General features: G+C 67.9%; 12 protein-coding genes. 9 read left to right on the forward strand and 3 right to left on the reverse strand.

From position 1 onward, the window contains the following. Positions 1-1,557 (forward strand): glycoside hydrolase family 2 protein (locus tag VFY73_RS06800; RefSeq protein WP_329717170.1); only part of this gene is annotated, 1,557 nt, incomplete at its 5' end. An 85-nt stretch (positions 1,558-1,642) separates the two neighbouring features. Here VFY73_RS06800 and VFY73_RS06805 read toward each other — a convergent pair. Next, the gene (locus VFY73_RS06805; protein WP_329717171.1) at positions 1,643-3,319 is read right to left on the reverse strand and encodes a glycosyl hydrolase family 18 protein; all 1,677 of its coding nucleotides are present in this window, start codon (positions 3,317-3,319) and stop codon (positions 1,643-1,645) included. A gap of 370 nt (positions 3,320-3,689) precedes the next feature. Between VFY73_RS06805 and VFY73_RS06810 the strand changes: the two genes are divergently transcribed. Together VFY73_RS06810 and VFY73_RS06815 are read left to right on the forward strand one after the other, a co-directional pair. Further along, entirely contained in the window at positions 3,690-4,220 is a 531-nt protein-coding gene (locus tag VFY73_RS06810) for an SRPBCC family protein (RefSeq protein WP_329717172.1), read from the forward strand. 220 nt (positions 4,221-4,440) lie between these two features. Next, entirely contained in the window at positions 4,441-4,692 is a 252-nt protein-coding gene (locus VFY73_RS06815; protein WP_329717173.1) for a hypothetical protein, read from the forward strand. A 22-nt stretch (positions 4,693-4,714) separates the two neighbouring features. Here VFY73_RS06815 and VFY73_RS06820 read toward each other — a convergent pair whose 3' ends face one another. Next, positions 4,715-5,350, reverse strand: coding sequence for a Smr/MutS family protein (locus tag VFY73_RS06820; RefSeq protein WP_329717174.1), 636 nt, complete (start codon positions 5,348-5,350; stop codon positions 4,715-4,717). A gap of 146 nt (positions 5,351-5,496) precedes the next feature. Here VFY73_RS06820 and VFY73_RS06825 point away from each other — a divergent pair, with 146 nt between their 5' ends. Then, entirely contained in the window at positions 5,497-6,015 is a 519-nt protein-coding gene (locus VFY73_RS06825) for a hypothetical protein (RefSeq protein WP_329717175.1), read from the forward strand. After that, positions 6,012-6,737, forward strand: coding sequence for a hypothetical protein (locus tag VFY73_RS06830; protein ID WP_329717176.1), 726 nt, complete (start codon positions 6,012-6,014; stop codon positions 6,735-6,737). Before VFY73_RS06825 ends, VFY73_RS06830 begins: the two co-directional genes overlap by 4 nt. Here the strand turns inward: VFY73_RS06830 and radC are convergent. Beyond that, on the reverse strand, positions 6,709-7,383 hold the full coding sequence (radC, locus tag VFY73_RS06835) for a RadC family protein (RefSeq protein ID WP_329717177.1): 675 nt from the start codon (positions 7,381-7,383) through the stop codon (positions 6,709-6,711). The genes VFY73_RS06830 and radC overlap by 29 nt on opposite strands. 83 nt (positions 7,384-7,466) lie before the next feature. On the opposite strand from radC, the gene VFY73_RS06840 reads away from it, so the two are divergent. The 4 genes from VFY73_RS06840 to VFY73_RS06855 all read left to right on the forward strand — a co-directional run bounded on the left by VFY73_RS06840 (position 7,467) and on the right by VFY73_RS06855 (position 14,639). Continuing rightward, positions 7,467-7,943 carry an FKBP-type peptidyl-prolyl cis-trans isomerase gene (locus VFY73_RS06840; RefSeq protein WP_329717178.1) on the forward strand — a complete coding sequence of 159 codons (477 nt, stop codon included), beginning with the start codon at positions 7,467-7,469 and terminating at the stop codon, positions 7,941-7,943. Beyond that, on the forward strand, positions 7,943-8,914 hold the full coding sequence (gene ispH / locus VFY73_RS06845; protein ID WP_329717179.1) for a 4-hydroxy-3-methylbut-2-enyl diphosphate reductase: 972 nt from the start codon (positions 7,943-7,945) through the stop codon (positions 8,912-8,914). Before VFY73_RS06840 ends, ispH begins: the two co-directional genes overlap by 1 nt. Before the next feature lie 113 nt (positions 8,915-9,027). Next, positions 9,028-10,326 (forward strand): serine--tRNA ligase, encoded by a 1,299-nt coding sequence (gene serS, locus VFY73_RS06850; protein WP_329717180.1) that lies wholly within the window; start codon positions 9,028-9,030, stop codon positions 10,324-10,326. Next, positions 10,323-14,639, forward strand: a complete 4,317-nt coding sequence (locus VFY73_RS06855; RefSeq protein ID WP_329717181.1) for a DEAD/DEAH box helicase — start codon at positions 10,323-10,325, stop codon at positions 14,637-14,639. The genes serS and VFY73_RS06855 overlap by 4 nt, the downstream gene beginning before the upstream one ends. Positions 14,640-14,658: the final 19 nt, after the last annotated feature.

The following is a 14,658-nucleotide window of genomic DNA, read 5'->3' on the forward strand; positions in this document are numbered from 1 at the left end:
TGCTGGGTGCCGCTGGACACGCTGAAGCTGCACGCCGAGCCGGCGCAGTACCGCGAGGTGCTGACCCGCCTGCGCGACGCAGGGGTCAACCTGATCCGCGTCGGCGGCACGATGGCCTACGAGGCCGATGCCTTCTTCGAACTCTGCGACGAGCTGGGCCTGATGGTCTGGCAGGAGCTGATGTTCGCGAACATGGACTATCCGGCCGACGACGCCGGCTTCGCCGCCGAGGTCGATGCCGAGCTGGCGAGCCAGTTGCTGGCCTGGGGCGCGCGGGCCAGCGTGGTCGTGGTCTGTGGCAATTCCGAGGTCGAGCAGCAGGCGGCGATGTGGGGCGCGTCGCGCGAACACTGGCAGCCGCCGTTGTTCCACGAACGCATCGCACAGGCGGTGGCTGAGCAATTGCCCGGTGTCGTCTACTGGCCGTCGAGCGCGCATGGCGGCTCGTTCCCGTTCCAGCCGAACGTGGGAACCACCTCGTACTACGGCGTCGGCGCCTACCGCCGTCCGTTGGCCGACGCGCGGACGAGCGGGCTGCGCTTCGCCACCGAATGCCTTGCCTTCGCGCAAGTGCCGCCGGACAGCACGCTGGCCCGTTTGCGTGCACTGAACAGCGACGTGGCGGTGCGCACGCACAGCCCGTTGTGGAAGGCGCGCGCGCCGCGCGACCTCGGTGCGGGCTGGGATTTCGACGACGTGCGCGATCACTACGTCAAGCACGTGTTCGGTGAAGACCCGATGGCCTTGCGCATGAGCGACCCGGCGCGGCACCTGGTGCTGGGCCGCGCGGCAGCGTCCGAAGCGGTGATCGCCGCGTTCAGCCAATGGCGTGCCGCGGATTCAGCCTGTCGTGGCGCGATGGTCTGGTTTCTGCGCGACCTGTGGGCTGGCGCTGGCTGGGGCTATCTCGACGACCAGTGTCAGCCGAAGGCCGTGTTCCACGCGCTGGCGCGCGTCTGCCAGCCGCTGCATCTTGGCTTCGTCGACGAGGGGCTGAACGGCTTCACGCTGCATGCCACGAATGAGCGCGGCGAGGTGCTGGGCGGCACGCTCAGCGTCACGATCTTCCGCGAAGGCGAATGGCCGGTGGCCCAGGGTGAGAAGGCGATGCAGCTGCCCGCGCGTTCGTGCCAGGGCTGGCCGATGACCGACTGGCTCGATGGCTTCACGGACCTGTCGTGGGCCTACCGCTTCGGCCCGCCACCGGCCGACGTGCTGGTGGCGCGCTGGCAGGGTCGGCAAGGCGTGGTGGAGCGAGTGCACTTCGTCGACGTCGAAGGCGTGCCGCTGCCACGTCGCGAGATCGGCTTGAGCGCCGAGGCCGGGCCGGTGATCGACGATGCGATCGAGGTGACGGTGCGCAGCCGCGGCGCCGCCCGCTTCGTGCACTTCGAGGTCGACGGCTGGCAGGCGGACGACGAGGGCTTTCACCTCGCGCCGGGCGGCGAGCGGCGGCTGCGCTTCACGCCGGTGCCGAACTATCCGCGCCGGCCATGGCGTGCCACCGTGTCGGCGATCAACGCGCTGGTGCCGGCGACGGTGCGTCAATCGGGCTGAGGCCCGTGCATGAAAAAGGGCGACCTCGTGGTCGCCCTGGCTCTCTCATGACGGCCCGACTTGAAGTCGGGCCGCTCTCCTCACATCACTTCCAGATGCCGGTCTGAATCAGCGGGTCGTCGGTGCCGCCCATGTTCTGCACGACCTTCTTGCCGATCGTGCCAGGCGACGCCAGCGCGGCGCTGCCGCAGCTGCCGTTGGCCGTCTTCAGGATGCTCCACAGCATCGAGCCATCGCGCGCATTGCGGTTGGCGTGGTTGCTGTTCTTCACGGACATCGTGTAGCGGTTTACCGAGTACGGCAGGTTCAGGGTCGCGCCGTACTGGTTCTGCAGGTTGCGTGAGCCTTCGCACTGCGCGTCCGCATCGTTGACCACCAGGTTCGCACCGGACCAGCCCTCGGGTGAAGTCTCGAGGCCGATCGAGACGATGGTCTTCGACGGGAACAGGTTGCGGTAGTCGGTCCACGCGGTCACGCCGTCGTAGTGCTCGTAGCGAGCGTCATACGACATCACGTTGACCATGTCGAACATATTGGCGACATCCGCATGGTCGCGTACCAGCAGCCGCTCGCGGCCGGCGTTGCCGCCCCAGAACGACAGCTTGCCGGCGCAGTCGGGCATGTTCGACGTGGCGGCGATGCAGTCCGCACCGGTCGACCAGCCCGCGACCGCGAGGATGCGACCGCCACCGGCGATGTCCACCGCCTTGCGCATCGCCCGGGTGGCGTTGGCGTAGCGGGTGACGTTCGCATCGGCCTCGTAGTCGACATCGAGGCCGTCGAAGCCCAGGTCCTTCATGATGTTGGCCAGCGCGGTGATGCGCGAACCCGATCCGGCCTGGCCTTCGGCCGCGAGGCCGTCCCAGTCGTTGTAGGTGGCACCGCCGACGGCGAGGATGACCTTCATGTTGCGCATGTGCAGCACGTCGATCGCCGCCTTGATGTCGCTCGGTCGGCCATTGAAGTTGATGCCCGTGCCCGACCAGCTGTTGGCCGCCAGCCCGCCCCATGAGAAGTTCGGGTGCGCGAAAGCCGCCATCACGTGGGTGTAGTTGGCCGGGATCTGCGCCAGCTTGCTCAGGCCGTAGACCTGCGCCGGCGTCTTGCCGTCCGCATCGAACCAGTTGTCACTCCAGCTCGGGTAGTAGCCGGCATAGGTGCGGGTATTCTGGTTCGCGCTCAGTGCTTCAGGCGGCAGATCGGGCGGCGGCGGCGGGGGCGGCGGCGGCGGAGGAGGTGTACCGCCGTCGCACTTGGCAGTCTTGGTCCATGGCTCGCCGCTGCCCTTCGGACCGCTGTTGGTGGTCGGATCTTTGTTGATCGACTTGGCCAACGCCTTGTAGCCCTGGCCATCGTCGACCACCAGGCTGCCCCGGAGGTACTTGTAGTCATTGCGCCAAGGGTCGCACGGGGCAGGGGCGGGGGGAGGAGGAGGAGGCGGCGGCGGCGTGCCGGTGCACGAATCGATCTGCGTCCACGGCTGGCCGCTGCCGACCGGGCCGCTGTGGGTGGTCGGGTCTTCACCCTGCGTCCACCAGTTGGCCTTGTAGCTCAGGCCGTTGCGGGTGACGGTGTCGTCCTTGACGTAGGCGACAGCGGCGTCCCAGGGCTGACAGGCTGGTGCCAGCAGCTGGAAGTCGCGCACTCCAGCGGCATTGGTGGCGGCGGGCGCCAGCAGGGCTGAGGCCGCCACGGCGGCTGACAAGGTGGCCAGCCAGTCCAGACGACTGGAGCGCTTGGCCGCGCTTACGGGGTTGATCATGGCGAATGCTCCTTCAGAGTGAACCCGGTCGGTCGGCTTTCGAACGACACGGGCAGCAGTCTGCGTCGGGCTTTCACTGACGTCCTCAGTTGAAACCAGTATAGAACCAGTTGTGGCGCCACTGAAGTGTAATGGGACGTTTCATGGTGGGCGCTGTGGCTCAACTTTTCATCATTGACCCTGCTGAAGTGAGTTGTTCCAGCGCGCCTCGACGTGGTGCATTCTGCAAATTCCAGAGTAGATACCAATGGGAGTCCACTTGGGCAGCAGGCCCGTATGAGCCAGGGCTTCCTCAGGTAGCCAACCGCTGCCAGCTTGGGCATCATCGCGGCCGCGCCGCTGCCGTGCGCGAAGCCACCGGAGGATGAGCATGCTGAAGAAGATGGCGATCGTCATCGTCGCGGCGTTGGCTGCGCTGCTGTTATTCGCCGCGACGCGGCCCGACAGCTTCCGCATCGAGCGCAAGGCAACGATCCAGGCACCACCAGAGAAGGTGTTCGGCCTGATCAACGACTTCCACCAGTGGCCGCTGTGGTCGCCGTGGGAGAAGCTGGACCCAGCGATGAAGCGCACGCTCGGTGGGCCGATGGCCGGCCTGGGCGCGACCTATGCCTGGGAAGGCAACAGCGACGTCGGCGCCGGCCGGATGGAGATCAAAGAGTCGGTCCCGTCGTCGAAGGTCCACATCCAGCTCGACTTCCTGCAGCCGTTCGAGTCGCACAACCAGACCGACTTCATCCTGACGCCGCAGGGCAACGGCACCGAGGTGAACTGGGCGATGTACGGCAAGGCCGACTTCATGACCAAGCTGATGAGTGTGTTCTCCAGCATGGACAGCATGGTCGGTCCGGATTTCGAGAAGGGCCTGGCGAACATGAAGGCGGTGGCTGAGAAGAACTGAACGTGAAGCAGGTGTGGCGCCAACCTCTCCGGGCTGTGTGAATCGGCAAGTGTTCGCAAACGGGCGGGTCTCCCGGTAAGCGGGGAAACGGCAGGCAAAAGCGCTGGCGCGAACTTGCTCGCTCGCTAAATTGAGGGCTCCTTCCACTCAATGACAGGAGCTTCATCCGATGCAAACCCAACGTGTTGGCAGATCCTCGACATGGGCGCTGGCAGGCGCCTTGCTGGCGCTCGGCGCCGTCTCGGCTCAGGCACAGGCGCCCGCTCCCATCGACCCCGCCAAGCAGCCGCCCACCGCGGCGGGGGCGGGGCCCGTCGATCAATTCACCAAGGCAGATGTCACCCGCGACGGCAAGTTGTCGCGTGATGAAGCCAAGGCCGTGCCGGGGGTCGGCGACAAGTTCGATGTGCTCGACAAGGACAAGGACGGATCGCTGAACCTGACGGAATTCAGCGCCGGCTTCGGCAAGTAAAGGTGAATCGGGTTCCTCGAAATCAGCGGGAACCCAACAGCACCACCAGCGCACCGGCCCCACCTTGCGGGCCCGGTGCCTGGGCGAAGGCGATCACCTCTCGCCGCTGGGCGAGCCAGCGTTGTACCTTGGCCTTGAGCACCGGCATCTTGCCCGGCGAGCCATGGCCCTTGCCGTGCACCACGCGCACGCAACGTCGGCCCTGGTTGTGGGCCTGGCGAATGAAGCTGGCCAAAGCCTCACGCGCTTCGTCGCGCCGCAGGCCGTGCAGGTCGACCTGCCCCTGGATCGCCCATTGGCCGCGGCGCAGCTTGTTCAGCACGTCGATGCCGATATCCGGCCGGCGAAAACTCAGGCCGTCGTCGGTCAGCAGCAGCGTGTCGATGTCGACTTCATCGGACAGCGCCTCGCGCAGCGCGGCCTGCTCATCGAGCACGCGCTGACGCGGCTCGGGTGACGGCAGTGGCGTTGTCGACGCCGCCTTCGGCGTCGCTTTCACCGGCTTGACGGGCCCCACCGCGTGGGCAAACACATGCCGCTCACGTTCGCGCCGCGCGGCCTCGGCGGCTTCCCGCGCGCGCGCCGCGGCGGCTTCAGCCTGGGCCGCGCGCATCGCATCGCGCATGGCGCCCAGGTCTTTCAGGCTGTTGGACTTCACGATGGGCCGATTGTCGCGGTTGCGCGCCGTCCGTCCGGCCGAGGTCGCGGCCTGTCGGCGAAGCCTGCAGTGTGTCGCTTGCGGGTGGGCATTGGAATGGCCGCCCCGTACGCTGGCGACCATTCCATACCTCTGCCGGATCTCCCATGCGTCGTTCGTTGCTGCTCCCTGCGCTGTTGACCTCCTGGCTGGTTGGCGGTGTCGTTTCGGTCGTCAGCCTGCCGGCCGCTGCCGCCGGCGCCGGCATCGAGCTGAGCGACAAGTCGTCGGCCGCCGACGTGGGCCTGCCGGCCTATCCGGGCGCCGCGATCCGGCGCGACAAGCACGATGGCGGCGAAGGCCTGAACCTGTCACTGTGGGGCGGCTCGCTGGGCTTCAAGCTCGCACTGGTCAAGTTCACGAGCACCGATCCGGTCGAGAAGGTGGCCGGCTTCTATCGCGATGCGATGGGCCGTTACGGCACGGTGCTCGACTGCACCGGCCCGCGGCCGGCGGCGCCGGGGCCGACCGACAAGAAGGTGCTCGCCTGCAACAAGGACGACAAGGGCGAGCCGGGCGGCAAGCTCTACAAGGTCGGCACGCCGCAGCAGCAGCGCATCGTCAGCATCAAGCCGGTCGGCTCTCGGGTCGAGTTCGATCTGGTCAGAGTGGAGGCCAGCCAATGATCGCCGCTGTCATCCCACCGAGCCGGCCTCGTTTGCAGGGGGTGGGGGGGCTGGCCGCCTGCTTCGTCGCGCTGGCCTACGTCGTCGGCTTTGCGGGGATGGCCACGCTGCTGAACCCGCCCGGTTCGGTCGGCAGCAACCCATCCGATCTGTTGGCCTTCCTGCTGGACAAGAAGCTGCTCTTCCAGCTGTGGATGGTGTTGATCTACGTGCTGGCCGGAGGCGCGCTGGTGGTTCTTTCGGTGTCGTTGCACGAGCGGCTGAAGGACGGGTTCAGCGACCAGATGCAGATTGCCACGCCGTTCGGCCTGATCTGGGCCGGCCTCGTGATCGCCAGCGGGATGGTGGCCATCTCGGGGCTGGAGTCGGTCGCGGACCTGCGCGCCAAAGATGCGAACCTGGCCGTGTTCACCTGGGTGTCGGTGGGCACGATCCAGAACGCGCTGGGCGGTGGGATCGAGGTGGTCGGCGGCGTCTGGATGCTGCTGGTCAGCGTGGCGTTGGTGCGGTGGTCCGGATTTTCGAGGGCTCTGGGCTGGTACGGCGTGCTGATCGGCGCTGTCGGGGTGTTGACCGTCGTGCCGCCACTGAAGGAGCTGACCACTGTCTTCGGCCTTGGCCAGATCCCGTGGTTTGCCTGGATGGGCGCGGCCATGTTGCGCCCGCCGGGGCGGCCAGGCGTGATGGCAGCCGCTACATCAACCCCCGCTCCGCGAAGCTGACGACCTGCCCGGTGCCGATGACCAGGTGGTCGAGCACTTTCACGTCGATCAACTGCAGGGCGCTCTTCAACGACTGGGTCAGGAACTCGTCGGCGCGTGACGGCTCGGCCACGCCGGACGGGTGGTTGTGGGCCAGGATCACAGCGCCGGCATTCAGGTCCATCGCGTGGCGCACCACCTCGCGCGGGTAGACGCTGGTCTGGGTGAGGGTGCCGCGGAACAGCTCGCGCCACTCGATCAACCGGTGCTGGCTGTCGAGGAACAGCACCGCAAACACCTCGTGGCCCAGGCCACCGAGTTGCAACGCGGCGAATTCCTTGACCTTGGCCGGTGAGTCGAAGACCGGTGCGTGACGAAGCTGCTGCGCCAGCGCGCGGCGCGCCAGCTCCATCACCGCGGCCATCTCGGCCCGCTTGGCAGGCCCCATGCCTTTGACGTGCCTGAAGTCGTCCGCCTCGGTGTGCAACAGGCCCGCCACACCTTTGAAGCCGCCGAGCAGCTCGTCGGCCAGCGCCAGCACACCCTTGCCCTTCATGCCGGTGCGCAGCAGCAGGGCCACCAGCTCGGCGTCGGCCAATGCCTGCGGGCCATGCGCGAGCAGTTTCTCGCGCGGGCGCAGCGCCACAGGCAGATCCTTGATCGTCATCAGCACTCCCTCGTTGTTGTTTTCGGGCCGGTCGTGGGCCGGCTCGTAAAATCAGGAGCAAAGCCTATCAACCCACCCGCTGAATGGGGATCCCCCGTAAGCGGGATCGTCGCGCTGTGAACACTGTCCAAATGGGGTCGTTCCTGACCCTGCATTACCGGCTCGCCGGCCCTGATGGGGCCGATGTGGTCAGCACATTCAACGGCCAGCCGGCCACGCTGTCGGTCGGCGCCGGCCAGCTGGCGCCGGCCATCGAGCAAAAGCTGATCGGCCTGCAAGAGGGGACCGAGGCCACCTTGGTGCTCGCCGCGGGCGAGGCTTTCGGCGAGCGCAACGGCGACATGCTGCAAAGGGTCAAGCGCAGCCTGCTGACGCAGCATGGCGACCCCGAGGCCGAGTACAACATCGGTGACGTGGTCGAATTCCCCACCCCGGACGGCACCGGCCGCTTCGCCGGCGTGGTCCGCGAATGCGGCGACGATTGGCTGCTGTTCGATTTCAACCACCCGCTGGCCGGGCAGGCCGTGACCTTCCAGGTCCGGCTCATCGGAGTACTTTGATGGCGATTCAGCCGCATGAGGTCTTGCTGGCCGAGCCGCGTGGCTTTTGCGCCGGCGTCGACCGCGCGATCGAGATCGTCGAACGGGCGCTGACCAGGTTCGGCGCGCCGATCTACGTCCGCCACGAGATCGTTCACAACACCTACGTGGTCAACGACCTGAAGGCCAAGGGCGCAATCTTCATCGAAGACTTGGCCGATGTGCCCCCCGGGGCGACGCTGGTCTTCTCGGCCCATGGCGTGCCCAAGGCGGTGCGGACCGAAGCCGCCCAGCGCGGCTTCCAGGTGTTCGACGCAACCTGCCCGCTGGTCACCAAGGTGCACGTCGAGGTCGCCAAGCTGGCCAAGGAAGGCTACGAGTTCATCATGATCGGCCACAAGGGGCACCCCGAAGTCGAAGGCACGATGGGCCAGTTGCACGAAGGCATCTACCTGGTCGAAGACGTGGCCGACGTGGCCACCGCCCCGGTCACCAAGCCCGACATGCTGGCCGTGGTGACCCAGACCACGCTGAGCGTGGACGACGCAGCGGACATCCTGGCGGCCGTCAAGGCGCGCTTTCCGAAGGTGCGCGAGCCGAAGCAGCAAGACATCTGCTACGCCACGCAGAACCGGCAGGACGCGGTGAAGTTCATGGCCCCGCAGGTCGACGTGGTCATCGTCGTCGGCAGCCCGACCAGCTCGAACAGCAATCGCCTGCGCGAACTGGCCGAGCGCCTGGGCACGCCGGCCTACATGGTCGACGCGGCCGAAGACCTGCAGGAAGCCTGGCTGGACGATCGGCCGCGTGTCGGCCTGACGGCCGGTGCTTCGGCGCCCGAAGTGCTGGTCAACGCGATCGTCGACCGGCTGAAGGCGCTGGGCGCATTGGCAGTGCGCAAGCTGCCCGGCGTGGAAGAAACCATCCAGTTCCCGCTGCCGATGGGCCTGGGCGACAAATCGATGGCCGAGTTCTCTTCGTCTCGATCCTGACGGCGGCTTCGCAACCCTCTGCGACGGGCGCCCATGAGTTTCATGCGGCGCCTTTTTCTTGTTGCTGTTATCGCCTTCCTACAATCCGCCCCAGTTTCGCGAAAGAGATCACCATGCTCGACATCACCTTGCTGCGCAAAGACCTCGACGCCGTCGTCAAGCGCCTCGAAACCCGCAAGACCCCGCAACCCTTTCTCGACGTGCCGGCCTTCAGCGCGCTCGAAGCCGAACGCAAGCGCCTGCAGGTGCGCACCGAAGAGTTGCAGGCCCAGCGCAACAGCCTGTCGAAGCAGGTCGGCATGGCCAAGGGCAAGGGTGAAGACGCGTCGGCGCTGATGGCGCAGGTGGCCGGCATCGCAGACGAATTGAAGAGCGGCGCCGAGCGGCTCGAGGCCTTGCAGGCCGAGATATCGCAGATGCTGATGAGCATCCCGAACCTGCCGCATGAAAGCGTGCCGGTGGGCGCCGACGAGACCGACAACACCGTCGTGCGCCGCTGGGGTGAACCGCGCGCGTTCGACTTCCCGGCCAAGGACCACGTTGATGTCGGGGCGCCGCTGGGCCTCGATTTCGAGACCGGTGCCAAGCTGAGCGGCTCGCGCTTCACCTTCATGAAGGGCCCGGTCGCGCGGCTGCACCGTGCGCTCGCCCAGTTCATGCTGGACGTACAGACGCAGGAGCACGGCTACGCCGAGTGCTACACGCCCTACATCGTCAACCGCGAGGTGCTCGAAGGCACCGGCCAGCTGCCCAAGTTCAAGGAAGACATGTTCTGGGTGCTGCGGGGCGGCGACGAGGAACAGGCCGAGCAGTACCTGATCTCGACCTCGGAAATCTCGCTGACCAACACCGTGCGCGGCGAGATGCTGCAAGCCGACAAGTTGCCGATCAAGCTGACGGCGCACAGCCCGTGCTTCCGCTCGGAAGCTGGCTCGGCCGGGCGCGACACGCGCGGCATGATCCGTCAGCACCAGTTCGACAAGGTCGAGATGGTGCGTATCGAACATCCCGAGCACAGCATGGCTGCGCTGGAAGAGATGACGGGCCACGCCGAAGTCATTCTGCAAAAGCTCGGCCTGCCGTACCGCGTGGTGCTGCTGTGTACTGGCGACATGGGGTTCGGCTCGACGAAAACGTATGACCTCGAGGTCTGGCTGCCGGCGCAGAACACCTACCGCGAGATCAGCTCGTGCTCGAACATGGGCGCCTTCCAGGCCCGCCGCATGGGCACGCGCTTCAAGAACGCGCAAGGCAAGCCCGATCTGGTGCACACGCTGAACGGCTCGGGCCTGGCCGTCGGTCGCACGCTGGTGGCGGTGCTGGAGAACTATCAACGCCCCGACGGCGGCATTGACGTTCCCGAAGCCCTGCGCCCCTACCTGGGTGGCCAAGCGGTGCTGAAGGCCGCGTGACGAGCGAGTTCACCGACGGCGCTGAACTGCGCAGCCGGCTCGATGCACTGACGACGATCGAGCGCGACCTGCTGGCCGCGCTCGCATTGGGTGCAGCCCCCCGCCCGCGCGACTGGGTGGCCGAGCTGTTGGCCGCGCCGGGCGTGCGCGAGGCCGCGACCGTGCGGCCGACATTGGACAGCGTTCGCGCCGGCTTGCACGCGCTGCAGCAAGCCGGCTGGATCGAATCCAGCGAACGCAAGCCCGGCTTCTGGGGCGTGGCGGCGCCCGCGCTGCCTGTCGTCTACGAACGGATGTTGCAGCGCGCCGACGTGCCCCTGCTGCGCGGCGCGCTGGCCCGTGCCGATGGCTACCCCGCGCTGGCCGCGGCCGGCCGCATCACCGGCGAGCGCATCCCCAGCATCGAGGCCAGCTTGGCACTGGTGCGGCTGGAGCTGCTGAGCGGTGCGTCGCCCGATGCGATGCAGGCGCTGGACAAGCGCATGCCCTGGGGCGTACAGGCCGACACGCTGATCGAACCCGCGCTCGCATATTGCCTTGACGACGCGCTGTTCGAGCGCTTGCACCCGCATTGGCAACGCGCGCAACTGCAGCGCGCGTGGCGCGAATGGGTCAGCGTCTGGCTGCCGCCGGAAGCCTGGGACCTGCGGGCCTGGACCGAAAAGCTGCTCGCCCGCAGCAGCCCGGCCGACCGTGGCGCTGAACTGCTGCGTTGGGCCTATGGCGACTACCTGCTGGCCATCGGTGACACCTCGCGGCTGGCCGCGCTGATGCATTTGGCCGATGGTGGTGACGTGCCGGTACCGGCCGAACACCTGGCCGTGCGCGCCGCCTATCAAGCTGCGATCGCTGCGCAAGCCGGACGCTGGCCAGAGGCCGAGGCCGGCTTCGACGCGGCACTCGCCACCTTGCGCCAAGCCAGCGGCAAGCGCCGCGAGCTGCTGCCGCCCTCGCTTGGCATGGCCTATGTGCAGTGCCTGCTGGCGCAGTACACGCCGGCGGCCGAGGCCAAAGCCCTGAAGTACGCCCTGGGCGAAGGCGGCAAGCGCGAACCGGTGCTCGACGGACCCTTCGGTTTCGCCGCGCTGGCGATCCTGATCCATCAAGGCGAAGTGCCGCGCCAGCTGCAGCCCTTCCAGCCCGCCCGCTACACGACGCCCAGGCACGTCTCGCCGCTGGACTACTGGCGCTGGTTGATGCGCGCGTGGCTGAAGCAGGGCGCCTTGCCCGAGCCGCTGCTGCCGGCCGAGGCCGATGCGGCCGCGCGCCTGAAAGACAAGCTGCGTGCCGCGGGGCTGACCCACCTCGAGGCCGAGTTCGACGCGGCGATGCGGGTGCTGGCAGGTGAACGCGCGCCGGCCTGGTTCTTCGTGCCTGGCACGCAAGAGCCTTGGCAAGCCGCACTGGCCGCGCTCGGGGCCGTGCTGCAGCCCACGACCGATGGCGCTGCTGCCGCTGTGACGGACGCAGCGCCAACCCGCCTGCTGTGGCTGCTCGATGTCGATGCCGATGGCCGTGTGCTGGACTTGGTCCCGCACGACCAGAAGCAGGGTTCACGCGGCTGGAGCAAGCCGAAGGAGGCGCCAATCGCACGCCTGCAGCGCAGCGCTGAAGCCCTGGCGCCGCACGATGCGGCCGTCGCGCGCACGATTCGACAAGAGGCCTATGGTCGCGCGCACCGGCTGGACCTGGCCGCCGCGGTGGTCGCGCTGGTCGGCCATCCGGCCGTGGCCTTTGCCGATGCCCCGGAGCAGATCGTCGAGCTGGCCGAAGCCGGCCCCGAACTCGACGTGGTGCAAGAGGGCGACATGCTGCGCGTGCGCATGCTGCCTCAGATGAGCATCGGCCACGACGCCGCTGCGCCACGCTGGGCCGGCAGCGCCGCTGAACAGAAGGAGCTCGATGCGCTGCGCCTGATCTGCGTGCTGCGCGAGTCGCCGCAGCGGGCTCGGCTCGTGCGGCTGACGCCGGCGCAAAAGCGCGTCGCGCAACTGCTGGGCCCGAACGGCCTGGAGATCCCGCGCGAAGGCGCTGCACAGCTGCAGCAGGTGCTGGCGGGGTTGGGCACGCACTTCCGCATCCATGCCGACGACAGCGCGACCGCGCAGGCCGCGCGCGAGTTGCCCGCCGAGGCGCGCCTGCGTGCCGAGCTGACGCCCGTCGGCTCTGGCCTGCAGGTTCGCATCGTGGCGGCGCCGTTCGGTGCCGACTACCGCGCCGATGGCCCGCGCCTCGTGCCCGGCAGCGGGCGCGCGCGGGTCGTGGCCACGCTGCGTGGTGAGACGCTGGGCGTGCAACGCGACCTCGCCAGCGAGCAGGCGAACCTGGAAGCCGTGCTGGACGATTGCCCGATGCTGCCGGCGCCTGCCCCGGGCGCGCCGTGTGAATGGCAGATCGACGAGACCGACGCCGCGCTCGCGGTGGTCGAAGCCTTGCACCGCCTGGCGGGCGCCGTGAGCCTGGACTGGCCACAAGGACGCGCGATGCGCGTCGAAACGGCGGGGCTGAACCAGCTGGCGCTGAACGTGCACACGCGCCAGGAGTGGCTGGCGGTGCAGGGCGAGCTGAAGGTCGATGAAGGCCTGGTGCTCGGCCTGCAACAGCTGATTGGCGCCGCTGCGGCGAAGAACCGATTCATTCCCCTCGGCGAGGGCCGCTACCTCGCGCTGACGCAAGAGCTGCGCGAACGCCTGGGCGACCTGGCCGCGGTGGCCGAGGCCCAGCGCGCCAACGCCACGCTGGCGGCCTTGCGCATCCCGACCGTCGCCGCGCCTTGGCTGCAGCAGGTGCTCGAAGGCACCCAGGTCGAGTTCGACAGCGAATTCGCGGCGCGCCTGCAGCGGCTGGACGAAGCGCGCAGCCTGGTGCCCAAGCTGCCCGCCAACCTGCAGGCCACGCTGCGGCCGTATCAGGAAGAGGGCTTCGAATGGGCGATGCGCCTGTCGCACGCGGGCCTGGGCGCCTGCCTGGCCGACGACATGGGCCTGGGCAAGACACTGCAGGCGCTGGGCGTTCTGCTGGCGCGTGCCGGGCAGGGGCCGGCGCTGGTGGTCGCACCGACCTCGCTGGTCGGCAACTGGCGAGCCGAAGCGCTGCGCTTTGCGCCTTCCCTCAACGTGCGGGTCTATGCCGAGGGTGGCCCGCCTGGTGAGCGTGAACGCCTGATCGACGAGGCCCGGCCCGGCACGCTGCTGCTGGTGTCATACCCGTTGCTGCAGATCGATGCAGAGGCCTTCGCCAAGCGCGAGTGGGGCACGTTGGTGCTCGACGAAGCGCAAGCGGTCAAGAACGCCGCGGCCAAACGCAGCCAGGCGGTGTTCGCGTTGAGGGCGGGCTTTCGCCTGGCGCTGTCGGGCACGCCGGTGGAAAATCGGCTCGGCGAGCTGTGGTCGATCATGCGCGCCTGCAACCCTGGCCTGTTGGGCAGTGCTGCGCGCTTTGCCGAACGCTTTGCGGGGCCGATCGAACGCCAACGCGACAAGCATGCGCAAAAGCAACTGCGTCGCCTGATCGCCCCGTTCGTCTTGCGCCGAACCAAGGCCCAGGTGCTGGACGACCTGCCGCCGCGCACGGAACTGGTCTTGCGTGTGCAGCCCGACGAAACCGAGGCTGCGCACTACGAGGCGCTGCGCCGCGACGCGCTGATCGCGGCCGAGCGCGCGATGGAAGGCGATGCCCCGGGTCAGGCGCAACTGAACGTGCTGGCGGGCCTGACGCGCCTGCGCCGCGCCGCCTGCGACCCGCGCCTGGTCAGCCCGCACCTGAGTGCCAAAGGCGCCAAGGTGCAGGCCTTTGCGGAATTGGCCACCGAGCTGGTGGCCAACGGCCACAAGGCGCTGGTCTTCAGCCAGTTCGTCGATTTCCTGACGCTGCTGCGCGAGCCGCTCGATGCGGCAGGCATCCGCTACCAGTACCTCGACGGCAGCACACCAGCGGCCGAGCGCATGAAGCGCGTCGACGCTTTCCAGGCCGGCGACGGCGAGCTGTTCCTGATCAGCCTGAAGGCCGGTGGTTTTGGCCTGAATCTGACCGTGGCCGACTACGTGGTCATCGCCGATCCGTGGTGGAACCCGGCCGCCGAAGACCAGGCCAGCGGCCGCGCGCACCGCATCGGCCAGCTGCGGCCGGTGACGGTCTACCGCCTCGTCAACCAGGGCACGCTGGAGGAAAAGATCCTCACGCTGCACCGCGACAAGCGCGAGCTGGCCGACCTGCTGCTCGAAGGCAGCGATGGCTCGGCCCGGATGCCGCCTGCTGATGAGTTGATAGCGTTGATGCGTGCAGATGACGAGACGGCAGGTCTGTTCGAGTAGTTCGTAATTTCTTGGGCTA

The sequence above is a fragment of the Ideonella sp. genome (genome assembly GCF_036277275.1).
Classification (GTDB): domain Bacteria; phylum Pseudomonadota; class Gammaproteobacteria; order Burkholderiales; family Burkholderiaceae_C; genus Ideonella.